The sequence below is a fragment of the Sinisalibacter lacisalsi genome, from assembly GCF_014640115.1.
In the GTDB taxonomy this organism is placed as follows: Bacteria; Pseudomonadota; Alphaproteobacteria; order Rhodobacterales; family Rhodobacteraceae; genus Sinisalibacter; species Sinisalibacter lacisalsi.
Genome location: NZ_BMGI01000002.1, coordinates 45809 through 69621, shown reverse-complemented (window position 1 = coordinate 69621; position 23813 = coordinate 45809). Strand labels below are relative to the sequence as shown.

Annotated in this window: 26 protein-coding genes and 1 tRNA gene; 15 read left to right on the top strand and 12 right to left on the bottom strand. The window is 69.3% G+C overall.

Going from position 1 to position 23813, the window contains the following annotated elements:
- Positions 1-226: 226 nt before the first annotated feature.
- Positions 227-2053: an ABC-F family ATP-binding cassette domain-containing protein gene (locus IEW01_RS06175; RefSeq protein WP_188526758.1), complete on the bottom strand. Its 1827-nt coding sequence runs from the start codon at positions 2051-2053 to the stop codon at positions 227-229.
- A gap of 51 nt (positions 2054-2104) precedes the next feature.
- On the bottom strand, positions 2105-2851 hold the full coding sequence (locus IEW01_RS06170) for a GNAT family N-acetyltransferase (RefSeq protein WP_188526757.1): 747 nt from the start codon (positions 2849-2851) through the stop codon (positions 2105-2107).
- Between the two features lie 104 nt (positions 2852-2955).
- Between IEW01_RS06170 and msrB the strand changes: the two genes are divergently transcribed.
- Complete coding sequence (gene msrB, locus IEW01_RS06165) at positions 2956-3351, top strand: peptide-methionine (R)-S-oxide reductase MsrB (protein WP_188526756.1); 396 nt, start codon at positions 2956-2958, stop codon at positions 3349-3351.
- A 20-nt stretch (positions 3352-3371) separates the two neighbouring features.
- Here the strand turns inward: msrB and IEW01_RS06160 are convergent, their stop codons facing one another.
- Complete coding sequence (locus IEW01_RS06160) at positions 3372-3830, bottom strand: outer membrane protein assembly factor BamE (RefSeq protein WP_188526755.1); 459 nt, start codon at positions 3828-3830, stop codon at positions 3372-3374.
- An 88-nt stretch (positions 3831-3918) separates the two neighbouring features.
- Between IEW01_RS06160 and IEW01_RS06155 the strand changes: the two genes are divergently transcribed.
- The 8 genes from IEW01_RS06155 (at position 3919) to IEW01_RS06120 (ending at position 9968) form a co-directional block, all read left to right on the top strand.
- Positions 3919-4491 (top strand): YceD family protein, encoded by a 573-nt coding sequence (locus tag IEW01_RS06155; protein WP_188526754.1) that lies wholly within the window; start codon positions 3919-3921, stop codon positions 4489-4491.
- Positions 4492-4671: 180 nt separating this feature from the next.
- Complete coding sequence (gene rpmF, locus IEW01_RS06150; RefSeq protein ID WP_188526753.1) at positions 4672-4881, top strand: 50S ribosomal protein L32; 210 nt, start codon at positions 4672-4674, stop codon at positions 4879-4881.
- 26 nt (positions 4882-4907) lie between these two features.
- Positions 4908-6032 (top strand): phosphate acyltransferase PlsX, encoded by a 1125-nt coding sequence (gene plsX, locus IEW01_RS06145; protein WP_188526752.1) that lies wholly within the window; start codon positions 4908-4910, stop codon positions 6030-6032.
- Positions 6029-7003 carry a beta-ketoacyl-ACP synthase III gene (locus tag IEW01_RS06140; RefSeq protein WP_188526751.1) on the top strand — a complete coding sequence of 325 codons (975 nt, stop codon included), beginning with the start codon at positions 6029-6031 and terminating at the stop codon, positions 7001-7003. Before plsX ends, IEW01_RS06140 begins: the two co-directional genes overlap by 4 nt.
- 105 nt (positions 7004-7108) lie before the next feature.
- The gene (gene ihfA / locus IEW01_RS06135; RefSeq protein WP_188526750.1) at positions 7109-7411 is read left to right on the top strand and encodes an integration host factor subunit alpha; all 303 of its coding nucleotides are present in this window, start codon (positions 7109-7111) and stop codon (positions 7409-7411) included.
- Positions 7412-7464: 53 nt separating this feature from the next.
- A complete protein-coding gene (locus tag IEW01_RS17680) occupies positions 7465-8700 on the top strand; it encodes a MerR family transcriptional regulator (RefSeq protein ID WP_229738115.1) in 1236 nt (411 codons plus the stop codon).
- A 62-nt stretch (positions 8701-8762) separates the two neighbouring features.
- Positions 8763-8839: transfer RNA gene (locus IEW01_RS06125), tRNA-Pro, on the top strand.
- Positions 8840-8876: 37 nt separating this feature from the next.
- Positions 8877-9968, top strand: a complete 1092-nt coding sequence (locus tag IEW01_RS06120) for a 2'-deoxycytidine 5'-triphosphate deaminase (RefSeq protein WP_188526749.1) — start codon at positions 8877-8879, stop codon at positions 9966-9968.
- 61 nt (positions 9969-10029) lie between these two features.
- Here IEW01_RS06120 and IEW01_RS06115 read toward each other — a convergent pair whose 3' ends face one another.
- The 7 genes from IEW01_RS06115 to IEW01_RS06085 form a co-directional block, all read right to left on the bottom strand.
- Positions 10030-10263 (bottom strand): hypothetical protein, encoded by a 234-nt coding sequence (locus IEW01_RS06115; RefSeq protein WP_188526748.1) that lies wholly within the window; start codon positions 10261-10263, stop codon positions 10030-10032.
- A gap of 81 nt (positions 10264-10344) precedes the next feature.
- On the bottom strand, positions 10345-11004 hold the full coding sequence (scpB, locus tag IEW01_RS06110) for an SMC-Scp complex subunit ScpB (protein WP_188526747.1): 660 nt from the start codon (positions 11002-11004) through the stop codon (positions 10345-10347).
- Positions 10997-11785 (bottom strand): segregation and condensation protein A, encoded by a 789-nt coding sequence (locus tag IEW01_RS06105; protein ID WP_188526746.1) that lies wholly within the window; start codon positions 11783-11785, stop codon positions 10997-10999. Before IEW01_RS06105 ends, scpB begins: the two co-directional genes overlap by 8 nt.
- Positions 11786-11794: 9 nt before the next feature.
- Entirely contained in the window at positions 11795-12820 is a 1026-nt protein-coding gene (gene nagZ / locus IEW01_RS06100; RefSeq protein ID WP_188526745.1) for a beta-N-acetylhexosaminidase, read from the bottom strand.
- The gene (locus IEW01_RS06095) at positions 12796-13974 is read right to left on the bottom strand and encodes an SPOR domain-containing protein (RefSeq protein ID WP_229738114.1); all 1179 of its coding nucleotides are present in this window, start codon (positions 13972-13974) and stop codon (positions 12796-12798) included. Before IEW01_RS06095 ends, nagZ begins: the two co-directional genes overlap by 25 nt.
- 88 nt (positions 13975-14062) lie before the next feature.
- The gene (gene argS, locus IEW01_RS06090; RefSeq protein WP_188526744.1) at positions 14063-15784 is read right to left on the bottom strand and encodes an arginine--tRNA ligase; all 1722 of its coding nucleotides are present in this window, start codon (positions 15782-15784) and stop codon (positions 14063-14065) included.
- A 143-nt stretch (positions 15785-15927) separates the two neighbouring features.
- The gene (locus IEW01_RS06085) at positions 15928-17091 is read right to left on the bottom strand and encodes a deoxyguanosinetriphosphate triphosphohydrolase (RefSeq protein WP_188526743.1); all 1164 of its coding nucleotides are present in this window, start codon (positions 17089-17091) and stop codon (positions 15928-15930) included.
- Between the two features lie 91 nt (positions 17092-17182).
- Between IEW01_RS06085 and IEW01_RS06080 the strand changes: the two genes are divergently transcribed.
- Together IEW01_RS06080 and IEW01_RS06075 are read left to right on the top strand one after the other, a co-directional pair.
- Positions 17183-17512 carry a HesB/IscA family protein gene (locus IEW01_RS06080; RefSeq protein WP_188527383.1) on the top strand — a complete coding sequence of 110 codons (330 nt, stop codon included), beginning with the start codon at positions 17183-17185 and terminating at the stop codon, positions 17510-17512.
- Positions 17513-17586: 74 nt separating this feature from the next.
- Positions 17587-17961 (top strand): iron chaperone, encoded by a 375-nt coding sequence (locus IEW01_RS06075; protein ID WP_188526742.1) that lies wholly within the window; start codon positions 17587-17589, stop codon positions 17959-17961.
- Here IEW01_RS06075 and IEW01_RS06070 read toward each other — a convergent pair.
- Positions 17955-18494, bottom strand: coding sequence for an NADase-type glycan-binding domain-containing protein (locus IEW01_RS06070; protein WP_188526741.1), 540 nt, complete (start codon positions 18492-18494; stop codon positions 17955-17957). The two genes, IEW01_RS06075 and IEW01_RS06070, sit on opposite strands and share 7 nt — an antisense overlap.
- Positions 18495-18653: 159 nt before the next feature.
- On the opposite strand from IEW01_RS06070, the gene IEW01_RS06065 reads away from it, so the two are divergent.
- The 4 genes from IEW01_RS06065 (at position 18654) to IEW01_RS06050 (ending at position 22188) form a co-directional block, all read left to right on the top strand.
- On the top strand, positions 18654-19301 hold the full coding sequence (locus tag IEW01_RS06065; RefSeq protein WP_188526740.1) for an SDR family NAD(P)-dependent oxidoreductase: 648 nt from the start codon (positions 18654-18656) through the stop codon (positions 19299-19301).
- A 153-nt stretch (positions 19302-19454) separates the two neighbouring features.
- Positions 19455-20240, top strand: coding sequence for a 5'/3'-nucleotidase SurE (gene surE, locus IEW01_RS06060; protein ID WP_188526739.1), 786 nt, complete (start codon positions 19455-19457; stop codon positions 20238-20240).
- On the top strand, positions 20237-20884 hold the full coding sequence (locus tag IEW01_RS06055; RefSeq protein WP_188526738.1) for a protein-L-isoaspartate(D-aspartate) O-methyltransferase: 648 nt from the start codon (positions 20237-20239) through the stop codon (positions 20882-20884). Before surE ends, IEW01_RS06055 begins: the two co-directional genes overlap by 4 nt.
- Positions 20885-21018: 134 nt before the next feature.
- Positions 21019-22188, top strand: coding sequence for a M23 family metallopeptidase (locus IEW01_RS06050; protein ID WP_188526737.1), 1170 nt, complete (start codon positions 21019-21021; stop codon positions 22186-22188).
- 110 nt (positions 22189-22298) lie between these two features.
- Here the strand turns inward: IEW01_RS06050 and der are convergent, their stop codons facing one another.
- Positions 22299-23777, bottom strand: a complete 1479-nt coding sequence (gene der, locus IEW01_RS06045) for a ribosome biogenesis GTPase Der (protein WP_188526736.1) — start codon at positions 23775-23777, stop codon at positions 22299-22301.
- Between the last annotated feature and the right edge of the window lie 36 nt (positions 23778-23813).

The following is a 23813-nucleotide window of genomic DNA, read 5'->3' as shown; positions in this document are numbered from 1 at the left end:
CGGCAAGCCCATCGACCGGGGCCTCGATCACCTTGCGCACCCGATCCGGGTTCTGATGCTCGATCGCCCAAGATCGTGCACATGGTCGACGCGCTTGCGGTCGATTGGGGGGAGATCCTGAACCACGCGGTGAATGCCCGCGGAAACGCGTGAATTCGGAGGGGATGGACCGGCGCTTCCCGCGCCCAGGTTTCCGCGAACCCGGTCGAAACGCGACTGCCCGGCCTCAGGCTTCCGAGGCTTCGGCTTTTTCCATCAGCGCGAGCCATTCTTCCTCGGCCGCGGCGAGTTTTTCCTGCCGTTCGACGAGCGCCTCGGTCCCCTTCTTGAACTTCACCGGCTCCCTGGTGAACAGCTCCGGATCGGAGAGGAAGGCCTCGAGCTTGCCGATTTCGGCGGTCAGCTTGTCGATCTCGGCCGGCAGCGTTTCCAGCCGGTGCGATTCGGTGAAGGTCAGGCCCGGCGTTGCGGACTTTTTCGCCCCGGGCCCGGGTTTCGGCTTCGGTTTCGCCGCCGGTTTGCCCACCGGGGCTTCGCCCGTCGCCGCGCCGCGCTGCGCCACGTAATCCGACCAGCCGCCGGCATAGATCGTCGCCCGCCCGTCGCCCTCCATCGCGATGGTGGTGGCGGCCACCCGGTCGAGGAAATCGCGGTCGTGGCTCACCAGGAGCACGGTGCCCTCGTAATCGGAAATGATCTCCTGCAGCAGATCGAGCGTTTCCACGTCGAGATCGTTGGTGGGTTCGTCGAGCACCAGCAGGTTGGAGGGCTGCGCCATGATCTTGGCGAGGATCAGCCGCGCCTTCTCGCCGCCGGAAAGCGTCGAAACCGGCGCGCGGGCCTGCGATTCGTCGAACAGGAATTCCTTGAGATAGCCCACCACGTGCTTGGGCTGCCCGCGCACCATCACCTGGTCGGCCTTGCCGGAGACGCGCAGGGTCTTGTCGCCCGCGAGATTCTCCCACAGCGAGGCGCTGTCATCCAGCGCGGTGCGGTTCTGGTCGAACACCGCCATCTCGAGGCCGGTGCCGAGCTTGACCGTGCCGCTGTCGGGCGCGATCTCGCCGGTGAGCAGCTTCAGCAGCGTCGTCTTGCCCGCGCCGTTGGGGCCGACCAGCGCCACGCGGTCGCCGCGATTGATCAGGACCGAGAAGTCCGACAGGATGATCTTGTCGCCGTAAGCCTTTGAAATCCCTTTAGCCTCGATCACCCGCTTGCCGGATTTCGGGGCCGTTTCCAGCGCCATGGCGGCGGCGCCCTGACGGCGGATCTGGGCCGCGCGGTCTTCGCGCATGGCCTGCAGCGCGCGCACCCGTCCCTGGTTGCGCTTGCGCCGGGCGCTGATGCCCTCCACCGCCCAACGCGCCTCGGCCTTGATCTTGCGATCGAGCTTGTGGCGGGCGGTGTCTTCTTCCTCCCAGATCTTGTCGCGCCAGGCCTCGAAGCCGGCGAATCCCTCTTCCTGCCGCCGCACCTTGCCGCGGTCGATCCAGAGCGTGGCGCGGGTGAGCGCGCGCAGGAAGGCGCGGTCGTGGCTGATGATGACGAAGCCCGCGCGGGTGCCTTCCAGTTCCGCCTCGAGCCAGGCGATGGCCTCGATGTCGAGGTGGTTGGTCGGCTCGTCGAGCAGCATCAGGTCGGGCGCCTCGGCGATCAGCTTGGCCAGCGCGGCACGCCGCCGCTCGCCGCCCGAGGCGCTGCTGCAGGGCGTTTCGGGCGCGAATTTCAGCCCCTCGGCCGCGCGCGCCACCCGGTATTCCTCGCCCGGCGCGAGGCCGCTGGCGGCGAAATCGCCCAGGGTATCGAAGCCGGTGAGATCGGGGTGCTGCTCCATGTAGCCCACCGAGATGCCCGCGGGCAGAACCCGCGCGCCGCGGTCGGGTTCGACCAGCCCGGCCATCACCTTCATCAGCGTCGATTTGCCCGAGCCGTTGCGGCCCACGAGTGCCACCCGGTCGCCGGGCTGGATTACCAGGTCGAGCCCGTCGAACACGGGATCGCCCCCGAAGGTGAGCGAGATATCATTGAGTTGCAGAAGCGGTGCGCGAGCCATGGGCGGGAGGTAGTCCGGGGCGCGCGCGGCGTCAACGGCTGTTGCCGCCGGTCAGGCGCCCACCAGCCCGCGCAGCGCACGCTGGCGGCCTTCCGGCACCCGTCCGACCTCGAGCCCGGTGAACACGTGCAAGGTGCCGAGGTCACGGTCGATCACCGCGTGGTCGGAGACGAAACCGCCCATCAGGAGATAGGTGCGCAAGAGCGGCGGCATCGCCTTGACGGCGCGCTTGAGGTCGGGGGCGAGCCGGGGCCTCTGGCAGAACCGGAACACGTCGGGCGCCTTGATACGGGGCAGCCAGCGCGGCGGCGCGACGTGGCGCGCGCCGAGCAGGGCGAAAACATCGAGGTAGGCCTCGGGCTCGGTGCCGGCGAAGGAGGAACAGCCGAACAGCATCTGCACCTGCTCCTCGGCCACGATTCGGGTGAGCGCGCCCCAGGCGAGGCGGAGCACATCCGGCCCCCGCGCCTCGGGCGCCACGCAGAACCGCCCCACTTCGAGCATCCGCCCGGACTGGTCGGCAAGCCCGTCGAGCGCGTAGAACTGCGCCGAGTAGCTCTCGCCGATCCCGCCGCCGTCGTCGATGCCGAGCAGGCGGCAGCTCGCCACCACCGCGCCGGTCGCCTTGTCTTCGACGATGAGGTGGCGGCAGCGCGCGTCGAACCGGTCTTCGTCCGCCGCCTCCGGGTCGCCGCGAAACACCCGGGCGCGCAGCGCCAGCGAGCGGGCAACGTCTTCGCGGTCTGCGGCCAGTCGGGCGCGATATCCCGCGGATTCGATCAAGGCTTCGTGAGCCATTCCCCTCTCCCGCCCCCTTGGCGCAGCTGGGGGCCTCGCATAACTATCGAACAACGCGATTATGGCCGCAAGCCATGTCAGGACGATGACAGCGGAGAGACCGAATGGACAAGATCGAAAAGACCGACGACGAATGGCGCGCGCTTCTGAGCCCACTCGCCTTCGAGGTCACCCGCAAACGCGGCACCGAGCGCCCCTTCACCCATGACGATTTTCCGGCGGCCCCGGGACGCTTCCACTGCACCTGCTGCGGCGCGGAACTGTTCGACCAGTCCGACAAGTTCGATGCCGGCTGCGGCTGGCCGAGCTTCACCCGCCCCAGAGGTGAGGACGCGCCGGTTGGCGAAAGCGTCGATCTGAGCCACGGCATGCGACGCACCGAGGTGCATTGCACCAACTGCGGCGCGCACCTGGGCCACGTCTTCCCCGACGGGCCCGCGCCCACGGGCCTGCGCTACTGCATCAACGGCGTGGCGCTGGATTTTCACGAAGAGAGCTGAGGGGCCGGCGCGCGCCGGCCCTAGCGGAAGGCGTTGGCGAGATTGTCGAGGCCAACGCCGCGGCCGAAGAGCTGCCGCAGGAAGCCCATGCCCTCGATGTTGGAATCCGTCACCCGCCGCGACAGCACCACCACCTCGCCGCGCTCGAGCCCGAAGCGTTCGATGTTCTCGACCACGTCGTTGTCGTCGAAGCTGATCGCCACCACCTCGCGGCTGATCTCCTCGGGCGCGCGGAAGGTGTCGTGCTTGAATTCGGAGCGCACGTAATACCACGCGCTTTCCTCGAGCAGGCCCGAGGCGCCCGGATCACCGATGATCGAGGCCACGGTCGTGCGGGTATCGAGGCCGACCGCGATCTCTTCGAGATCCTCGTCGGTCGGGGTGAAGCCGTGGTAATTGTAGACCGGCGAACAAGCTGTCAACGCGGCCAGAGCCACGAGCGCTGCGATGCTCTTGATCCATGCACCCGGTTTCGCCATGCTGCCCCCCTTGCCTTGCGCGGCCTGTTCTGTCACTCGGCTTACAGAAGGATAGCATCTGTTTCAAGAAACGAAAGCGCGCGTTGCGATGACATCTGAGCCCCGCCCCGCCCGTTTCGGCCCGGTTCTGCGCGTGGCCGAACTCACGCCCGGCCAGAACCGGCATATCCTGATCGAGCCGGACGCTGCGGTTTGCGCCGAAATCGCCGCCGCGCTTGACCTTCTCGATCTGCGAAAGCTCCGGCTTGAAGGCGAGCTCGCCCCCCTCGGCCGGCGCGACTGGCGGTTCACCGGCCGCCTCGGCGCCACCGTGGTTCAGCCCTGCGTCGTCACCCTCGCGCCGGTCACCACCCGGATCGACGAAGACGTCAGCCGCACCTGGCTTGCCGATTTCACCGAGCCCGAGGCCGACGAGATGGAGATTCCCGAAAGCGTCGACGATGAACCGCTCGGCCCCGGGATCGACCTCGGGTCGCTGATGGTCGAGGCGCTGGCGCTGGCACTGCCCGACTACCCGCGCGCCGAGGGGGCGGAACTGGGCGAGGCGGTCTTCGCCGCGCCCGGCGAAGAGCCGATGACCGACGACGACGCCAAGCCCTTCGCCGGGCTGGCCGACCTGCGCCGGAAGCTCGCCGACGACGATGATGCCGGCAACACCTGAGCGCAGCGGCGCCGCGCGGCAGAAACCCCTTGAAACGCCGCGGAATCGCAGTATGTTCCGCCGCTCAGATTGAAGATGGGTTGGACAGCGGGCGCTTTTGCGCATAAGACGCGGTCAGACTCAGAAAACACCGGGTGACGCAGACGCTGACGGAGCCCCCGAATATCGAGGTTTGGACATATGGCTGTCCCCCAGAATAAGATCACGCGGTCGCGCCGCAACATGCGCCGCAGCCACGATGCACTCGTTGCCGGCAACCCCAACGAATGCCCCTCCTGCGGCGAGCTCAAGCGCCCGCACCATGTCTGCCCCTCCTGCGGTACGTATAACGACCGCGAAGTGGTTGCCGTGGTCGACGAGGCCGTGTTCGACGACGAAGACGCGGCGTAAGCCGTCTGTCGCGACCCGGGACAGGAATGTCGGTACGGACGGATCATCCGCAGACCGCCGCGACCGGCAAGGGGCCGCGCAGAACCGTGATTTCGGTCGACGCCATGGGTGGCGACCGCGGGCCGGAGGCTGTTGTCTCCGGCCTTGCCAAATCCGCGCGCAAGAACCCCGACATCGCCTTCATCCTGCACGGTAACGAGGCCGAGCTGTCCGCGCTCGTGGCCAAGCGCCCCGAGCTGGCGGGCCGGGTCGACATCCGCCATGCCGACGGCGTGGTGTCGATGGAAGACAAGCCGGCACAGGTGCTGCGCAACGGCAAGGGCAGCTCGATGTGGTCGGCGATCGAGGCGGTGCGCGATCGCGAGGCGGAGGTGGCGGTGTCATGCGGCAACACCGGTGCGCTGATGGTGCTGTCGATGATGCGGCTGCGCAAGCTGCCGGGCGTGAACCGGCCCGCCATCGCCTGCTACTGGCCTTCGAAGAATCCCGCCGGTTTCAACGTGATGCTCGACGTCGGCGCCGATGTGCGCGCCGATGAGCACGACCTTTTGCAATATGCCCTGATGGGCACCAGCTACGCCCGCAACTCGCTGGGGCTCAAGCGCCCGCGCGTCGGGCTGCTCAACGTCGGCACCGAGGAGCACAAGGGGCGCAGCGAGATCAAGGCCGCCGCCGAACTGATCGCCGACGCCGCCGGAGCCGGCGAGTTCGAGTTCATCGGCAACGTCGAAGGCTCCGACATTCCCTCCGACAAGCTCGACGTCATCGTGACCGACGGCTTCACCGGCAATGTCGCGCTGAAGACGGCCGAGGGCACGGCGGGGCTGTTCAAGAGCTTCTTCATGGAGGCCTTCCGCGCCACCCTGCCCGCCCGGATCGGCGCGCTCTTCGCCGCGCGACAGCTCAAGATCCTGAACCGCCGCACCGATCCCCGGCGGGTCAACGGCGGGGTGTTTCTCGGCCTCAACGGCACGGTGATCAAGAGCCACGGCGCCGCCGACGCAACCGGCTTCGCCGCCGCCGTCAACCTCGCCTTCGACCTCGCCCGCCACGACTTCAACCACAAGCTCGCCGCCCGGGTTGCGTCCGTGCCTTCCCATGGACAGGATGGCGCCACCTCAAACGACGAACAGGACGGCAAACAGGAATGACGAAACGCGCGGTGGTCAAGGGCGTTGGCCATTACCTGCCCGAAACGATTATCCCCAACGCCTGGTTCGAGGCTCGTCTCGATACCTCGGACGAATGGATTCGCACCCGCAGCGGGATCGAGCGGCGTCACTTCGCCGCCGAGGGCGAAACCACGTCCTCGATGGCGCTCGCCGCCGCCCGGGCGGCCCTCGCCGATTCCGGGTTGGTGGCGGACGATATCGACGCGATCATCCTCGCCACCTCGACCCCCGATCTCACCTTCCCCGCCACCGCCACGATGGTGCAGGCCGGGCTCGGGATGACGCGCGGCTTCGCCTTCGACGTGCAGGCGGTCTGCGCCGGCTTCGTCTTCGCGCTGGCCAATGCCAACGCGCTGATCCTCGCCGGCCAGGCCGAGCGCGTGCTGGTGATCGGCGCCGAAACCTTCAGCCGCATCCTCGACATGGACGACCGCGCCACCTGCGTGCTGTTCGGCGACGGCGCGGGCGCGCTGGTGCTGGAGGCGCAGGAGGGCACCGGCGCCTCAACCGATCGCGGCATCCTCTCGGCCGATCTCAACTCCGACGGGCGTCATCGCGATATGCTCTACGTCGATGGCGGCGTCTCCACCACCGGCACCGCCGGCGTGGTGAAGATGCAGGGCAACGCGCTGTTCCGCCAGGCCGTCGAGAAACTCGCCGCCACCGCCGACGCGGCGCTGGCCAAGGCCGGGCTCGGGCATGACGATGTCGACTGGATCGTGCCGCACCAGGCCAACATCCGCATCATCCAGGGCACCGCGAAAAAGCTGGGCATGTCGATGGACAACGTGGTGGTGACGGTGCAGGACCACGGCAACACCTCCGCCGCGTCGATCCCGCTGGCGCTTTCGGTGGGCAAGGCGCGCGGCCAGATCAACCCCGGCGACCTGGTCGTCACCGAGGCGATCGGCGGCGGGCTGGCTTGGGGCGCCGTCGTGCTGCGCTGGTAGCGCGCCGCATCCCGCCCCGGATCAAACCCAAGTGCCAAACCGTTGATCTTGACTTGAAAACCATGTGCGCCCATGCTGCCTCCAAGCCAAAACCGGGGGGACCGAATGAGCGACAAGACACTGACCCGCATGGACCTCAGCGAAGCGGTGTTTCGCGAAGTCGGGCTTTCCCGTAATGAGAGCGCGCAACTCGTCGAAAGCGTGCTCGGCCATATGTCCGATGCCCTCGTGCGCGGCGAAACGGTGAAAATCTCGTCTTTCGGCACCTTTTCGGTGCGTGACAAGGCCGCCCGCGTGGGCCGCAACCCGAAGACCGGCGAAGAAGTGCCGATCCTGCCGCGGCGGGTGCTGACCTTCCGCCCCTCGCACCTGATGAAAGACAGGGTCGCGGCGGGCAACAAGGGCTGAACCGCCCGCACCGGGCGAAGCCCCGGGCAGAGCAACGAAAAACAGGCGCAACCATGGACCAGAAATCCCCCGAGGCCTTCCGCACGATCAGCGAAGTCGCCGAATGGCTGGGGGTGCCCACGCATGTGCTGCGGTTCTGGGAAAGCCGGTTCAGCCAGGTCAAACCGGTCAAGCGCGCCGGTGGGCGGCGCTACTACCGGCCCGCCGACATGGAATTGCTCGGCGGTATCCGCAAGCTCCTGCACGAAGACGGGATGACGATCCGCGGGGTGCAGAAACTGCTGCGCGAAAAGGGCGTGCGCCACGTCGCCGAGATGTCGCCCGCGCTCGATCTCGCCGCCGACACCAGGGACGTGACCCCCGACAACGTCGTCGATCTCTCGGACCGGCGGGAAGCGGGAACCGAGCCGAAGCCCGCCGAGCCGGAAGCGGACCAGGGCGACGCCCCGTGGTATGACAGCGGCATCTTCGCCGAAGCGCCCGGGGCAACGCCCGAGGCCGAAACCGGGCAAGCGGACCCCTCCGAGCCCACGGCCGACGCGCCGGACCCGACGCCCGCGCCGCCGTCAGGCGAGGGCGAAAGCGCCGACCGCGAACCGGCGGCACCCCCGACGGATGCCGAGCCGACCGAGCCGCTGGCGGAGGATACCGAGGCGAACATGTTCCGCGCGCCACCCGCCGCGCAAGAACCGGAAGCCGAACCCGAAGACGCGCGCACGAAGGACGCCCACGATGCCGCCGCTTCGGCGGAAGAGTCCGACCCGGCCGATCCGGTTTCGAGCCCCGACGCACTGGAATTCGCCGCCCACGACGCCGAGCCCGCCACGGATGAGGCGGAAGCCGAACCCGAGGGCGCGCGCGCGCAGGACACTCACGAGGTCGCTGCTTCGGCGGAGGAGCCCGACCCGGCCGATCCGATGTCGAGCCCCGAGGCGCTGGAATTCGCCGCCCACGAGGCGGAACCCGACACCCACGAGCCGGCCGAACCCGCCGCGCCGGAGACCACACCGCAGGGCACGCAAGCCGCGCCGGACGCGTCACCGGAGCCCACCCCGGAGGCCGCCGCTCTACCGGCCGCCCCGCGCCCGGCCCTGGTGATGCCCGCGATCGGCCCCGACCCGGACGACGACGCCTTCGCGCCCGACGCGCCCCTGATCGCGGCCCGTCTGCGCGCGGCCCGCGCCTCGCGCGCCGGGCTTGCGGTTGCCAACCTGCGCGCCCTCAGCGACCGGCTCGATGAAATCGCCCAGAGGATGCGCGAAGATGGCACCGGTTCGAGCGGGATTTAGGTCGGATTCATGTGTATTCCCGCTTGCCCCTGCTGGCAAAAACGCTATGTAGAGCGTCACGTCGGGCTATGGCGCAGTCTGGTAGCGCGTCCGTCTGGGGGACGGAAGGTCGCAGGTTCAAGTCCTGCTAGCCCGACCATCGCATTCTCTCCCCCAGCACCCAACCGGAGGCCCTCATGATCCCCGGCACCGGCGTTCTTCCCGGCCAGACCCTGCGCGCCATGGTCGCCGCCAATATCATCGCCGCCGAGCCCGCGGTGCTGCCCGACCAGATCCAGCCCGCCTCGCTCGACCTTCGTCTCGGCACCGTCGCCTACCGCGTGCGCGCCTCCTTCCTCGCGGGCGAGGGCGCGCGGGTGAAAGACCGGCTATCCGAGTTCGAAATGCACCGGATCGACCTGACCGACGGCGCAGTGCTGGAAAAGGGCGCGGTCTATGTCGTGCCGCTGATGGAGCGGCTGGCGCTGCCCGAGGGCATCCAGGCGGTGGCGAACGCGAAGAGCTCGACCGGCCGGCTCGACCTGCTGACCCGCCTGATCGCCGATTCCGGCGTCGAGTTCGACCGCGTCGGCCCGGGCTACCACGGTCCGCTCTACGCCGAGATCTGCCCGCAAAGCTTTTCGGTGCTGGTCCGCCCGGGAATGCGGCTCAACCAGCTTCGGTTCCGCGCCGGCAAGGCGGTGCTGAGCGACGACACGCTCGAGGCGCGCCACCGCGCCCACCGGCTGGTCGACGGCCCGGCGGTGATCGACCACGGGCTGGCCTTCTCGGTCGATCTCAAGCCGCGCGAGGGCGACCTCGTCGGCTACCGCGCCAAGCCGCATGCCGGCGTGATCGACCTCGACCGCATCGGCTATTACGAGCCGGGGGATTACTGGGAACCGATCCGCACCACCGCGGGCCGGATCATCCTCGATCCGGGGGCGTTCTACATCCTCGTCAGCCGGGAGGCGGTGCATATCCCGCCCGATTGCGCCGCCGAGATGGCCCCCTACCTCGCGATGGTGGGCGAGTTCCGGGTGCATTACGCCGGCTTCTTCGATCCCGGCTTCGGCCATGACGCCGCCGGCGGCGCGGGCTCGCGCGGGGTGCTGGAAGTGCGCTGCCACGAGGCCCCCTTCGTGCTCGAACACGGCCAGGTGGTGGGGCGGCTGGTCTACGAACAGATGGCCGAGATCCCCGAAACCCTCTATGGCGAGGGGATCAAGTCGAATTACCAAGGCCAGGGCCTGAAACTTTCCAAGCATTTCAAGCCCGTCGAAGGCTGAGCCGCCGTCGCGTTGCGTGGCGCGAGGTCACGCCCCCCGCACCGTGATCGGGGCACCCCGGTCAGCGCATCCGGCGGGTCAGGCGCGCGGCCTTGCGGGCGCGCCGCGCGGCCTGCTTGGCAGCCTTGGCGCGCTGGCGCTCCTCGGGGGTCATCTGTGCCTCGGGCGTATCCGCCTCGCCCTGCCCGCCGCGCTTGCGCCGCGCCGCCATGTCGATCCCGGCGTCAACCCCGCGGTTGATCGCCCGGCCCATCACCCGGCGCAGGACCATGGAAATAATGCGTTCGATGTTCATGCCTGCCTCGTCGTTTTCACGATCCTAGCAGATATTCGCCGCCGCCCCAAGCCACCGCCGCGCGCGCGGCGATGCCGCGCGTCAATCCTCGAAAAGCTCCGATTGCCCTTCGTCCTCCGCCTCGCTCTCGTCGTCCTCCTCGCCCAGCCCGGCGCCGGGGGGTGGGCGGTTGTCGAGCAACCCGGCGGCGCGCAGTTCCTTCAGCCCCGGCAGGTCGCGCGCCGACTCGAGCCCGAAATGGTCGAGGAAGCCTTGCGTCACCACGAAGGTGACCGGGTGGCCCGGTGTCATCCGCCGCCGCCCGAAGCGGATCCACTCCAGTTCGAGCAACTGGTCGACGGTGCCGCGCGACACGCTGACCCCCCGGATCTCCTCGATCTCGGCCCGCGTCACCGGCTGGTGATAGGCCACGATCGCCAGCGTCTCGATCGCGGCGCGGCTGAGCTTGCGGGTTTCCACCGTTTCCTTCTGCATCAGGAAGCCGAGGTCGGGTGCGGTTCGGATCGCCCAGGCGTCGCCGACCTTCACGACCTGCACGCCGCGGCCCTCGTAGCGGCGGCGCAGGTGCACCAGCGCCTCGGCCGGATCGGCGCCATGCGGCATCCGCGCCGCCAGTTCGGCCACGCTCACCGGCTCGGCGGATGCAAACAGGATCGCCTCTACCATGCGCTCCTGCTCGCCCATCGGCGGGGCTTCGAACAGGCTCTGTTCCACTTCCATCGGCGCGGTTTCGTCAGCCATGAGGTCGTTTCCGTATCTGGATCGGGGCGAAGGTTTCGCCCTGGCGCATGTCGATCTGGCCTTCCTTGGCCAGTTGCAGGGTGGCCGCGAAGGTGGCGGCGGTGGCCGAGCGGCGGCGGGCGGGGTCGATCTCCCAGCCCTCGGGGATGTAGCTGGAAAGCTCGGTCCACTCGCCGGCATAGCCGATCAGCCCGCGCATCCGGTCGAGCGCCTGTTCCAGCGTCATCACCGCGTCGCGGTCCATCACGTAGGGGCGAAACTCGTCCTTGGTGCGGATCCGGGCATAGGCCTGCATCAGGTCCATCAGCGTGGCGGTATAGGTGATCCGGCGGGTCCGGGCGACATCCTCGGGCAGACCACGCACGAAGAAGTCGCGCCCCAGCTGGTCGCGCGCCATCAGCCGGGCGGCCACGTCGCGCATCGCCTGCAGGCGTTCGAGCTGGAAGGCGAGGTGCGCCGCCAGTTCCTCGCCGCTCGGCCCCTCTTCCGACGGGTCGGGCGGCAACAGCAGGCGCGACTTCAGGAAAGCGAGCCAGGCCGCCATCACGAGGTAGTCGGCCGCCAGTTCGAGCCGCAGGTCGCGCGCCTTTTCGACGAAGGCGAGGTATTGCTCGGCCAGCCCCAGCACCGACACCTTGCGCAGATCGACCTTCTGGGTGCGCGCCAGGGTCAGCAAGAGATCGAGCGGCCCCTCGTAGCCGTCGACATCGACGATCAACGCCTCGGCGGCAAGCCGCTCGCTGACGCTGAGCGCGTCTGGCTGGAAATCGTCGTTCGTCACGGAAGGCCCCTACACCGCACCGGTCATCAGGGCCTCAAACTCGGCTTCGAGCGCGGCAATGTCAACGGGGACGGGGGCGGCGCGCCAGCCGAGCGCGGCATCGGCGCGGGCCTGCGCCGGCGGGCTCATGCCGCCCGCCTCGCTCGCGATCGCCTCCATCTCGGCGATCTCGCCATTGCAGTGCAAGACGAGGTCGCAGCCGGCGTCGAGCGCGGCGCGGCTGCGCGCGGCCACCGACCCGCTGAGGGCCTGCATCGAGACGTCGTCGCTCATCAACAGCCCCGAAAAGCCGATGGTTTCGCGGATGATCTCGATCATGCGCGGCGACGTTGTGGCCGGACGGTCGGGGTCGATCGCCTCGTAGACCACGTGCGCCGTCATCGCGATCGGCAGGCCGGCCACCGCCTGGAAAGCGAGAAAATCCGAAACCCGCAACACCTTTTCCTTCGCCGTCACCCGCGGCAGTTCGAGGTGGCTGTCGGCGGTGGCGCGGCCATGTCCGGGGATATGCTTGATCACCGGCAGCACGCCGCCGGAAATCAGCCCCTCGGCGGCGGCGGCGGCGATCTCGGCCACCTGCACGACGTCGTCGCCGTAGCAGCGGTTGCGCAGGATCGGGTGGGTGTCGGGCTGGGCGAGGTCGAGCACCGGGGCGCAGTTGCCGTCGATCCCGACGCGGTGCAGCTCGTCGGCGATCAGCCGGTAGCGGATCTGCATCGCCCGCGCGGCGTGGCGGCGGTTCTGCGCCACCTGGTCGAGCGGTGCGAGCCAGGCGCGCCAGTGCGGCGGCGTGAGCCGCGCCACGCGCCCGCCCTCCTGGTCGATGAAGATCGGCACGTCGCGCCCCGCCGCCTCGCGCAACTCGGTGGTGAGCCAGCGCAGTTGCTCGGGGTCTTCGACGTTGCGCGAAAACAGGATGAAGCCCCAGGGGGCCGTCGTCCGGAAGAAGGCGCGCTCATCGCGCGTGAGCCGGGGGCCGGCGCATCCGAAGATGAAGGCGCCCTGCCCGCTCACCGGGTCACGACCGGGATACATTCCGCCTGCCCCGCGGAAAGCGCGGCGCAGAAATGGCGGGTATCGGCGACTTCCTCGAAGCCCATCGCGCGCAGCCGGTAGAAGGTCTTGCCGCCCGATTGCGCCTTCTCGATCACCCTGTCCTTGCCGTCGAGGAAATCGGGGAACCGGCCCGCGATCCGGCGCCATTCGCCGCGGGCGACCTCGGCGCTCTCGTAGGCGCCAAGCTGGACGAGCGGCGTGCCCACCGGCACCGCCCCGGCATCGACCTCGCGCACCGACCGACCGGCGGCGGCGCTCGCCGAGGCCAGCGCGATCTCGACCGGCGAGGCGGCGGCGCGGGCCACGATCTCGTTCGGCCGGGGCGCCGGGCGCGGACTGCGCGACACGCCGGGCACGCTGGCCGGGATCGTGGCCGCGGCAAGGCGCGCTTCGGCCTCGGGCTCGATCGCGAGATCTGTTTCCTCGCCCGAAAGCGGCGCCGCCCCGGCGGAGGCGGCCTCGGCCATCGCCAGCGCGGCGGCGGTGGCATCGTCGGTGTCGGTTTCATCCATCGCTTCGGTCGGGGAGAGCGACACGTTTTCGGCGGCGAGATCGGGCTCGGGTGCATCGTCGCGCTCGGCCTCGCGCAGCGCCGAAACCTCGGCCGCCGCCGCGCCGACGCGCGCCGGTGCATCCTCCTCGGCGAGCGCGAGCGGACCGGGGGCCAGCGCCACCTGGTCGGCCGGGCCTTCCGCCTGCCCCTCGGCGGCAACGGTGTTGACCGCGAGCCCCTGGTGCGCCGCCGCGACCCCGCCCGGCTCTTCCGGCTGGATCCGCATCGGCCCTTCCAGAGCGCGCACCACCGGAACCCCGGTCACGTCGCGCATCGCCAGCTGGTAGCCCCAGACCGCAAGCCCGGCGATCAGCGCCAGCGACAGCAGGGCCCCGACGCCATGCAGCGCCCGGCCAAACGCCGAACCGACACCCTCGGGCGCGCCGCCATCGCCGCCCTCCGGGCCCGGCTGGGCCGGCTGGTCGTGAAACCGCGGCTCGGGCGCCGGCCCGCCATGGGCGGGGTGCACGTAGGGCGAGCCGTAGTGGCCCGGTGCCGGTCGGTGCTGCCTGTGCTGCTGGTAGGGGTAGGACTCCTGCGGGTAGGCGGCATGGCTGCCGCTCCAAGGTGCGTCTGACATCTGCCTGCTCCGCCCGGCGTTCAAGCGTTCGGGGCGCTCCCGCCGGTTCTCGTGTTGCCTCGAACTCCGGCCCGTGCACGCCTTGTGGTCAGCGCATCTCCTCGGCCGGGGTGACACCAAGAATACCAAGGCCTGCGGAAATCACAACGGAAACGGCTTTCGGCAACAGGATTTTCGCCGCTGTTGCATCCCGGTCACCCTCCTGGACAAATCTGAGTCCGGCCGCATCATTGCCCTTGTTCCACAGCGCGTGGAAGGCCGAGGCGAGATCGTAGAGGTAGAAGGCGATGCGGTGCGGTTCGTGCCCGCGCGCGGCGATCTCGACGAGGCGGGGCCATTCGGCGAGCTTTTTCGCCACCGCCAGCTCGGCGTCGTCCTCGACCCGCGGCAGGGTGGCGTGCTCCACGCCCAATTCGGCCGCCTTGCGCAGCACCGAGTGGATCCGGGCGGAGGCGTATTGCACGTAGAACACCGGGTTGTCGCGGCTCTGCTCCAGCACCTTGTCGAAGTCGAAATCGAGCGGCGCGTCGTTCTTGCGGGTGAGCATGTGGAAGCGGGTCACGTCCTTGCCCACCGCCTCGACCACGTCGCGCAGGGTGACGAAATTGCCCGCGCGCTTCGACATCTTGAACGGCTCGCCGTTCTTGTAGAGCTTCACCAGTTGGGTGAGCTTGATATCGAGCGGCACGCGGCCGTCGCTGAGCGCCGCCACGGCCGCCTTCATGCGCTTCACGTAACCGCCGTGATCGGCCCCGAAGACGTCGATCAGCTGGTCGTAACCCCTTGAAATCTTGTCGTAATGATAGGCGATATCGGGGGCAAAATAGGTCCAGGCTCCGTCCGACTTCATGATCGGCCGGTCCACGTCGTCGCCATGTTCGGTCGACCGGAACAGCGTCTGCTCGCGCGGCTCCCAGTCCTCCGGCACCTTGCCCTTGGGCGGCTCCAGCACGCCCTTGTAGATCAGGCCCTTGCTGCGCAGGCTCTCGATCGCGGCCTCGATCAACCCGGTGCCGTAGAGCGACTTTTCGGAGAAGAACACATCCATCTTCACGCCGAGCGCGGCGAGATCCTCGCGGATCATCTCCATCATCTTCTCGATCGCGAAATCGCGCAGCTCGGCGAGCCAGACCGCCTCGGGCTGGTCGAGCCACCGGTCGCCCACCTCCGCCGCCAGCGCCTCGCCCACCGGCACGAGATAATCGCCCGGATAGAGTCCTTCCTCGATCTCCGGCGCGTGACCGAGTGCCTCGCGGTAGCGCTCGTAGGCCGAGCGCGCCAGCACGTCGACCTGCGCGCCGCCGTCGTTGATGTAGTATTCCCGCGTCACCTCGTGGCCGGCGTATTCCAGCAGCGACGCCAGCGCATCGCCGAACACCGCGCCCCGGGTGTGGCCGACGTGCAGCGGCCCGGTCGGATTGGCCGAGACGTATTCGACGTTGACCTTCTGCCCCTGCCCCAGCGCGCTGCGGCCGTATTCGGCATCCTGCAGGACGGCCGAAACGAGCCCGGCCCAGACATCCGGCGCAAGGTCGATGTTGATGAACCCCGGCCCCGCCACCGAAGCCAGCACCACGCGCGCGTCGGCCACCAGCTTTTCGGCCAGCGCCTCGGCGATGTCGCGCGGCTTGCGGCCGGCGGGCTTGGCCAGCACCATCGCGGCATTGGTGGCCATGTCGCCATGCGCGGCGTCGCGCGGCGGCTCGACCGTCACGGCATCGTAGGCCAGGCCCGCGGGCAGCACGCCCTCGGCCACCAGCTCGTCAAGCGCCACGATCACGAGGCCACGAATATCGGCAAACAGGTTCATCTTTCTCACCTCTGCGGGGATAGGCGCGGTCTAGCACACCCCCCGCGAAGGTCAACGCCCCGGGCGGACGGCGGCGAATTCCGTACGGAATTCGGATCGTTTTCCGTGCGGAAAACGGGGCGGTTTCCGCACGGAAACCGCGCCTAGCCCAACAGCCGCGCGTGGGTTTCGAGCGCGAAGCGGTCGGTCATACCGGCGATGTAGTCGCCGACGATCCGCGCCAGCGCGATCTCGTCGCGCGCGCGCGCCACGTCCTCGCGCCATTCGGGCGGCAGGAGCGTGGTGTCGGCGAGGAACAGCGGGAACAACTCCTCGATCACCTTCGTCACCCGCTGGCGCATTTCCAGCACGGCGGGCGCGCGGTACATCCGGGCAAACAGGAAGGCGCGGATCTGCTGGAGGTCGCGCCACAGGTGGTCCGAGAACCGGATCACCGGCGCGCCCGCGTCGCGGATCGCCTGCGCCGAGGCCGGGTTGAGCGCCTGCAGGTGCCGGCGCGAGGTGACCAGCACGTCCTCCACCATCACCCCGAACACCCGGCGCAGCGCCTCGTGGCGGCGGCGGCTTTCCTCCAGCCCGGGGTATTTCGTGTCGACCGCCGCGAAGGCCGGGCCGACGATCGGCAGGGCGCGGATCTCGTCGACCGTGAACAGCCCCGCGCGCAGCCCGTCGTGCAAGTCGTGGTTGTTGTAAGCGATATCGTCGGCAAGCGCGGCCACCTGCGCCTCGCCGCCGGCATGGGTGTGCAGTTCCAGATCGTGGCGGGCGTTGTAGTCGGTCAGCGCGAAGGGCAGATCGCCGGTGGCCGGGTCATCGCCGCCGGGACGGGTCACCGGGCCGTTGTGTTTGGCAATGCCTTCAAGGGTTTCCCAGGTCAGGTTCAACCCGTCCCACTCGGCATAATGGCGTTCCAGCGAGGTGACGATCTTCAGCGCCTGGGCGTTGTGGTCGAAGCCGCCATAAGGTTTCATCAGCGCGTCGAGCGCGTCTTCGCCGGTATGGCCGAAGGGGGTGTGGCCGAGGTCATGCGCCAGTGCCACCGCCTCGGTGAGGTATTCGTTGAACCCCAGCGCGCCGGCGATGGTGCGCGCCACCTGCGCCACCTCGATCGAATGGGTCAGCCGGGTGCGGTAGTAATCGCCCTCATGTTCGACGAAGACCTGCGTCTTGTGCTTGAGGCGGCGGAAGGCCGAGGAATGGATGATCCGGTCGCGATCGCGCTGGAACGGCGAGCGGAAGGCGCTCTCGTCCTCCGCGAATAGCCGGCCGCGCGTTTCGGCCGGGGTGCAGGCGAATGTGGCCAGCATGGCGCTCCCTTTTCGCGGCGGTGGTTGCCGCGCTGCTATGCTATCCATATATTCAAACCTGCGAACAGATGAAACCGAGGATGCCATGGATCTGCAGCTTCCCCCGAAAGTGACCGACCGCGCCTTCACCCGTCTTGCCGAGATCGGCGCGGGCGACAGCGGAAAGGCCCTGCGCGTCGCCGTCGAAGGCGGCGGTTGCTCGGGCTTTCAATACGATATCTCGCTCGACGACCCGACCGACGGCGACGTGGTGTTCGAAAGCAGCGATGGCCATGAACGCGTGGTGATCGACGAGGTTTCGCTGCCCTTCCTGTCGAACGCGGTGATCGACTTCACCGAGGAGCTGATCGGCGCGCGCTTCGTGATCGAAAACCCCAACGCCACCAGTTCCTGCGGCTGCGGCACCTCGTTCTCGATGTAAGCCCCCGGGAGGCAAGCTGCGCGGCGGGCGCAAGACCGCTTGCCGCGGCAACGCGAGGCCAGAGGGCGCGCGCGATGAGCGATTTCGACAGCCACGACGCCTATCTCGCCACCCTGCCGCCGGACCAGCGCGCGGCGCTCGAAGCCCTGCGCGGCCAGATCGCGGCCGCCGCGCCGCAGGCGCGCGAGGTCTTCGCCTACGGCATCCCCGCCTTCCGCGCCGGCCCTGGAAAGGGCAGGATCCTCCTCGGTTACGCCGCGATGAAGGCGCATCTTGGGCTTTACGTCTTCGAGGGAGACCTGCTCGCCCGGCTCGAAGACCGGCTGGCCGGCTTCTCCACCTCCAAAGGCACGCTGCGCTTCACCCCCGAGCACCCGCTGCCCGACGCGCTGGTGCGCGAGATCGTCGCCGCGCGGCTGACCGAGATCGGCGCGGCAGAAGCTCAATAACCTTCGAAATCGACTTGCAGCGCGGTGACGCAGGTATCGGTCCATTTCGCGCCCGGGTAGACGTCGACGATGGTGAGCGACACCCAGTCCACCCAGTCGTCCGGCAGCGTCAGCGATTGCCACGAGGTGGTGTCGGCAAGCTGGGTGCGCCAGGCTGCGCCGGCCGAGGTGCGGATCTCGACGCTGCGCGGGCGGGCGTTGTTGAAGTAGACATCGGCGCTCTTGGCGTAGCCGTTCTTGACCAGCAGCCGAAGCGGCATCGCCGATCCGCCGAAGCTCACGGTGATGCGCTCGCCGGCGCCGTTGCCTGCAACGCCCTCGCACCAGGCGGTGCGGTCGGAGCCGTCGAACAGGTTTTCCACCCCGTAGGAATTGCCCGATTGCGGCGGCAGAACCGAGCTGGCCCAATAGCGCAATTCGTCGAAATACTGCCCGGCCCCGGCGGCGCGGACGGAAACATCGGCAACGACCGGCGCGGCCGCCGCGAGCAGCGTCGCCAAGGCAAGCGCGGGACCGGTGAAAAGGCGTGGCATGTGTTCCCCCCTTTCTTGATGCGGCGCGGGTGGCGCCATGCCCCGAGCCTAGCGGATCGCCGCCGCGCCGGGCCATGACCTGCGTCAACCGCGGTTGGCGGGCGCCGCCCGGCGCCGGCTGCCCTTGACCGGGCGGCGGCGACGGCGCAGATAGGCGGCATGGAAAAGATCGCTCTCATCACCGGCGCATCGCGCGGCCTCGGCGCCGCGCTCGCCGTCGCCCTGGCGCCCACCCATCACATCGTCGCCGTGGCCCGCACCACCGGCGCGCTCGAGGAGGTGGACGACCGGATCAAGGCCGCCGGCGGCGAGGCCACGCTGGCGCCGATGGACATCACCAACGGCGACGCCATGGCGCAGCTCTGCCGCGCCATCTTCGACCGCTGGGGCGCGGTGGATATCTGGGCGCATACCGCGATCGAGGCGATGCAACTCACCCCGACGCATCACCTCGCGCTGCAGGAGGCCGACCTCGAGAAATCGCTCAAGGTCAACGTCGAGGCCACCGCGCGGCTGATCGCCTATGTCGCGCCGCTGCTGGGCGAGACCGGCCGGGCGGCGTTCTTCCGCGACGACCACGCCGGCGAGAAGTTCTTCGGCGGCTACGGCGCCACCAAGGCGGCGCAGATGGCGCTGGCCGAAAGCTGGCGGAACGAAGCCGGCAAGATCGGCCCGGTGGTGAAAATCCTCGAACCGCGCCCGCTCGCCACCGCGATGCGCGCGCGCTTCTTCCCGTCCGAAGACCGCGCGGGCCTCACCCCGCCCGCCGAGGAAGCCGCCCGCTTCCTGCCCGATCTTCTCGCCTGAGCGGGCGCGGTTTCCGCTCGGAAACCGGCGCGAAATCCGCCACCGATTTCGTCGGCGCAAAACGCAGGTTTTGCGCCCGCGCGCAGCCGGGTCAGGCGCCGCTTGCCCCGCCCGCGCCCCTCGCCTATTGAGGGGCGAAGCAAGGACGGACAGATGCGCATTCTCATCACCAACGACGACGGTATCAACGCGCCGGGGCTCAAGGCGCTCGAGGAGATCGCCGCCGAGATCGCCGGGCCCGAAGGCGAGGTCTGGACCGTCGCGCCCGCCTTCGAGCAATCCGGCGTGGGCCATTGCATCAGCTATTCCAAACCGATGATGCTGGCGGAGCTGGCGCCGCGCCGCTACGCCGCCGAAGGCACCCCCGCCGATTGCGTGCTGGCGGCCCTCGGCGACGCGATGCCGGGGCGGCCCGACCTCGTGCTCTCCGGCGTGAACCGGGGCAACAACGCGGCCGAGAACACGCTCTATTCCGGCACCATCGGCGCTGCGCTAGAGGCAGCGCTGCAGGGCCTCCCGGCGATCGCGCTGAGCCAGTTCCTCGGCCCCCGGATCATTGAGCGCGAGGATATCTTCGAAGCCGCGCGGGTGCATGGCGCGGCGGTGGTGCGCGCCCTCGTCGAGCGCGCGCCGTGGGACGAGAGCGCCGATTACCAATTGTTCTACAGCGTCAATTTTCCGCCCGTTCCGGGCGCGGAGGTGAAGGGCGTGCGCGCCACCGCGCAGGGCTGGCGGCGCGATGCCTTCTTTTCCACCGAGGCGACCAACTCGCCCTCGGGGCGGCGCTTTCTCTGGGTCAAGGGCGGCCCGCAGCACACCCCCACGCTGCCCGGCACCGACGCCGTGGCCAACCTCGAGGGCTATGTCTCGGTCACGCCGATGCGGGCCGATTTCACCGCGCATGACCGCCTCGCGGAGCTTGGCGGGATCTTTTCATGACCACGCCCCCGCTCACCGAGGCGGAACGCAAGATGCAGTTCCTCTTCGCGCTGCGTTCGAAGGGGGTGACCAACGCCCGCGTGCTGGCGGCGATGGAGGCGGTTGACCGGGGGCGCTTCGTCAAGGGCATCTTCGAAGACCGCGCCTACGAGGACATGCCGCTGCCGATCGCCTCGGGCCAGACCATCAGCCAGCCCTCGGTGGTGGGGCTGATGACACAGGCGCTCGACGTGCAACCGAAATCGAAGGTGCTCGAAGTGGGCACCGGCTCGGGCTACCAGGCCGCGATCCTCGCCAAGCTCGCGCGCCGGGTCTACACCGTCGACCGCCACCGCGCGCTGGTGCGCGAGGCGCGGGCGCTGTTCGACGAGATGGGGCTGCACAATATCACCGTGATCGTCGGCGACGGCAGCCACGGCCTGCCCGAACAGGCCCCGTTCGACCGGATCATCGTGACCGCCGCCGCCGAAGACCCGCCGGGGCCACTCTTGGCTCAGATGGCGATCGGGGGTATCATGGTGCTGCCGGTGGGCCAGTCCGACGCGGTGCAGACGCTGATCAAGGTGACGCGACGGGCGGAGGGTTACGACTACCAGGAGCTGATGCCGGTGCGCTTCGTGCCCCTGCTGGAGGGCCTGGGCTGAGCGCGCGGGAACGGTGACGATGTGAACGAGGGACGCCGGCAGGCACCCGCAAGGCGGCAGCAGACCGCCCGGGGCAGGCCAAGGGCACGTAAAGCAAGACAAGGCCCCGGGGCGGGCCGCGAGAGGACGAGAGCATGATTTTTCCAACCATTCGAAACGCGCGCATGGGGCTCGTCTCCGTGTCGCTGCTGGCGCTGGCCGGTTGCACCGGCGGCGGCGACGGGCTGAACGACCTCGACTTCGACCTGCGCGGGCTCGCCGGCGGCTTCACCACCGCCGATGCGGCCCGCGAGGCGCGGATCGCCGCCAAGCCGCAGCCGGATGGCCGCGGCGTGATCTCCTACCCGACCTATGACGTCGCGGTGGCGCGCGAGGGCGAAACCGTCGGCCAGATGGCGGCGCGCCTCGGCTTCGGCGCGAACCAGCTCGGCCGCTACAACGGGTTGCCGCCCGAAACCCCGCTGCGCGGCGGCGAGATCCTCGCCCTGCCCGCCCGGGTCGGCGGCGGCACCGCCGCAACGCCCGGATCGGCCACCGCCGCCGGCACGATCGACGTCACCACGCTTGCCGGCTCCGCGCTCGACCGCGTCGGCACCGACACCCCCGCGCCGGCCACCGGAACCGCCGGCCCGGAACCGGTTCGCCACCAGGTCGCGCGCGGCGAAACTGCCTATTCCATCGCCCGGCGCTACGGCGTTTCGGTGCGGGCGCTGGCGGAGTGGAACAGCCTCGACAGCGCGCTTTCGGTGCGCGAGGGCCAATACCTGCTGATCCCGGTGGTGCTCGAAGAACGCAGCGCCGCGCTCGCCAGCGGCACCGAGGCGCCCGGCACCGGCTCGGCCACGCCGCTGCCGCCATCCGCCGCCGCACCGCTCCCAGACACCGACGAAACCGCGACACCGGCCGCCGCCCCGGCCTCGCCGGCCCTCGCCGAGAACCGCACCGCGGCCTCCGGCGCGCGCATGGCGCTGCCGGTCGACGGCAAGGTGGTGCGCGCCTTCCAGAAGGGCAAGACCGACGGCATCGACATCTCCGCCCCCGCCGGCAGCACGGTGCGGGCCGCCGCCGCGGGCACCGTCGCCGCGATCACCCGCGACACCGACCAGGTGCCGATCCTGGTGATTCGCCACAGCGGCAACCTGCTGACCGTCTATGCCGGGATCGACAAAATCCAGGTCGAGAAGGGCGACAGCGTGAGCCAGGGCCAGGCGCTCGCCAAGGTCCGCGCCGCCGACCCGGCGTTCCTGCACTTCCAGGTCCGCGAGGGCACGCTCAGCGTCGACCCGATGACCTACCTGAACTGAGGCGTCGCCCCCGGCTTTGCCGGGGACGACGCGAAAGGGGGGCGCTGCCCCCCTCTTGGCCTGCGGCCAATTCACCCCCCGAGGTATTTGCCGACCCAAGAAGCCCGGGGTCAGCCCTTCGCCTTGGGGCTGGGCTTGCCGAGGTGCTTGCGCAGCCGCGAGGGGGTGGACTTCTTCTTGTCCTTGTAGGGGTTCTTGTCGGCTTGGGAGCGCATGTAGAGCCGGATCGGCGTTCCCGGCATGTCAAAATCATCGCGCAAGCCATTGATAAGGTAGCGCGAATAGCTTTCGGGAAGCTTTTCTGGATGGGAGCACATCACGACGAAGCCGGGCGGGCGGCTCTTGACCTGCGTCATGTAGCGCAGCCGGATCCGCCGGCCACCGGGCGCCGGTGGCGGATGCGCCGCCAGCATGCCTTCGAGCCAGCGGTTGAGCCGGGCGGTGGAGACGCGGATGTTCCATTTTTCATGTGCCCGCAGGACGGCGGTGTGGAGCCGGTCGAGCCCCTTGCCGGTCTTGGCCGAAACCGTCACCAGCGGCGCGCCGCGCAGCTGCGGCAGCAGCCGTTCGAAGGCTTCGCGCAGCTCGGCGAGCTTGGCGTTCTTCTCCGGCTCGGCGTCCCACTTGTTGACCGCCACCACCACCGCGCGGCCCTCGCGCTCGGCGAGGTCGGCGATGCGCAGATCCTGGCTTTCGAACGGGATCGCGGCGTCGAGCAGGACCACCACGACCTCGGCGAACTTGACCGCACGCAGGCCATCGGCGACGGAAAGTTTTTCAAGCTTTTCCTGCACTTTCGCGCGCTTCCTCATCCCCGCCGTATCGAAGATGCGAGTCGGCGTGCCAGCCCAGTCGAAGCTCAGCGAGATCGCGTCGCGGGTGATGCCCGCCTCGGGGCCGGTGAGCAGCCGCTCCTCGCCGATCAGGGCGTTGATCAGCGTCGACTTGCCGGCGTTGGGCCGGCCCACCACCGCGACCTGCAGCGGGCGCGCCCTGGTCGGCTTGCGCGGGGCGTCGTCGTCGGCATCGTCGTCGCTGACCGCGACGTCCGTTTCCGGCGCCTCGGCCTCGATCCGGGCGGTGCGCTCGGCCATTTCCTCGGCGATCGGTTCCAGTGCGGCGGCCAGCTCGGCCATGCCCTCGCCATGTTCGGCCGAGAGCTGGATCGGCTCGCCCAGGCCCAGCGAATAGGCCTCGAGCAGGCCCGATTCGCCCGCCCGGCCCTCGGCCTTGTTGGCGGCGAGGATCACGTGGGCGTTCTTGCGGCGCAGGATATCGGCAAACACCTCGTCGGTCGGCAGCACCCCCGCGCGGGCGTCGATCATGAACAGGCAGGCATCGGCCATTTCCACCGCCCGCTCGGTGAGCTTGCGCATCCGGCCCTGCAGGCTCTCGTCGGTCGCCTCCTCGAGCCCGGCGGTGTCGATCACGGTGAAGTGCAGCCCGCCGAGACGGGCCTCGCCCTCGCGCAGATCGCGTGTCACGCCCGGCTGGTCGTCGACCAGCGCCAGGCGTCTGCCTACAAGGCGGTTGAAGAGCGTGGACTTGCCCACGTTGGGCCGCCCCACGATGGCGAGGGTGAAACTCATCGGCATGTCCTCAGGCGTCAGAGCGCCCGCTTACAC

Bases quoted from the DNA above. Each gene is read 5' to 3' on its own strand.
- surE (WP_188526739.1), top strand. From the start codon at position 19,455: ATGCGCATTCTCATCACCAACGACGACGGTATCAACGCGCCGGGGCTC.
- IEW01_RS06160 (WP_188526755.1), bottom strand. From the start codon at position 3,830: ATGGCGAAACCGGGTGCATGGATCAAGAGCATCGCAGCGCTCGTGGCT.
- rpmF (WP_188526753.1), top strand. From the start codon at position 4,672: ATGGCTGTCCCCCAGAATAAGATCACGCGGTCGCGCCGCAACATGCGC.
- IEW01_RS06170 (WP_188526757.1), bottom strand. From the start codon at position 2,851: ATGGCTCACGAAGCCTTGATCGAATCCGCGGGATATCGCGCCCGACTG.
- nagZ (WP_188526745.1), bottom strand. From the start codon at position 12,820: ATGTATCCCGGTCGTGACCCGGTGAGCGGGCAGGGCGCCTTCATCTTC.
- IEW01_RS06055 (WP_188526738.1), top strand. From the start codon at position 20,237: ATGACCACGCCCCCGCTCACCGAGGCGGAACGCAAGATGCAGTTCCTC.
- IEW01_RS06070 (WP_188526741.1), bottom strand. From the start codon at position 18,494: ATGCCACGCCTTTTCACCGGTCCCGCGCTTGCCTTGGCGACGCTGCTC.
- IEW01_RS06085 (WP_188526743.1), bottom strand. From the start codon at position 17,091: ATGCTGGCCACATTCGCCTGCACCCCGGCCGAAACGCGCGGCCGGCTA.
- der (WP_188526736.1), bottom strand. From the start codon at position 23,777: ATGAGTTTCACCCTCGCCATCGTGGGGCGGCCCAACGTGGGCAAGTCC.
- plsX (WP_188526752.1), top strand. From the start codon at position 4,908: ATGTCGGTACGGACGGATCATCCGCAGACCGCCGCGACCGGCAAGGGG.
- IEW01_RS06065 (WP_188526740.1), top strand. From the start codon at position 18,654: ATGGAAAAGATCGCTCTCATCACCGGCGCATCGCGCGGCCTCGGCGCC.
- IEW01_RS06120 (WP_188526749.1), top strand. From the start codon at position 8,877: ATGATCCCCGGCACCGGCGTTCTTCCCGGCCAGACCCTGCGCGCCATG.
- IEW01_RS06075 (WP_188526742.1), top strand. From the start codon at position 17,587: ATGAGCGATTTCGACAGCCACGACGCCTATCTCGCCACCCTGCCGCCG.
- IEW01_RS06095 (WP_229738114.1), bottom strand. From the start codon at position 13,974: ATGTCAGACGCACCTTGGAGCGGCAGCCATGCCGCCTACCCGCAGGAG.
- argS (WP_188526744.1), bottom strand. From the start codon at position 15,784: ATGAACCTGTTTGCCGATATTCGTGGCCTCGTGATCGTGGCGCTTGAC.
- IEW01_RS06050 (WP_188526737.1), top strand. From the start codon at position 21,019: ATGATTTTTCCAACCATTCGAAACGCGCGCATGGGGCTCGTCTCCGTG.
- IEW01_RS06175 (WP_188526758.1), bottom strand. From the start codon at position 2,053: ATGGCTCGCGCACCGCTTCTGCAACTCAATGATATCTCGCTCACCTTC.
- IEW01_RS06155 (WP_188526754.1), top strand. From the start codon at position 3,919: ATGACATCTGAGCCCCGCCCCGCCCGTTTCGGCCCGGTTCTGCGCGTG.
- msrB (WP_188526756.1), top strand. From the start codon at position 2,956: ATGGACAAGATCGAAAAGACCGACGACGAATGGCGCGCGCTTCTGAGC.
- IEW01_RS06115 (WP_188526748.1), bottom strand. From the start codon at position 10,263: ATGAACATCGAACGCATTATTTCCATGGTCCTGCGCCGGGTGATGGGC.
- IEW01_RS06140 (WP_188526751.1), top strand. From the start codon at position 6,029: ATGACGAAACGCGCGGTGGTCAAGGGCGTTGGCCATTACCTGCCCGAA.
- IEW01_RS17680 (WP_229738115.1), top strand. From the start codon at position 7,465: ATGGACCAGAAATCCCCCGAGGCCTTCCGCACGATCAGCGAAGTCGCC.
- scpB (WP_188526747.1), bottom strand. From the start codon at position 11,004: ATGGCTGACGAAACCGCGCCGATGGAAGTGGAACAGAGCCTGTTCGAA.
- ihfA (WP_188526750.1), top strand. From the start codon at position 7,109: ATGAGCGACAAGACACTGACCCGCATGGACCTCAGCGAAGCGGTGTTT.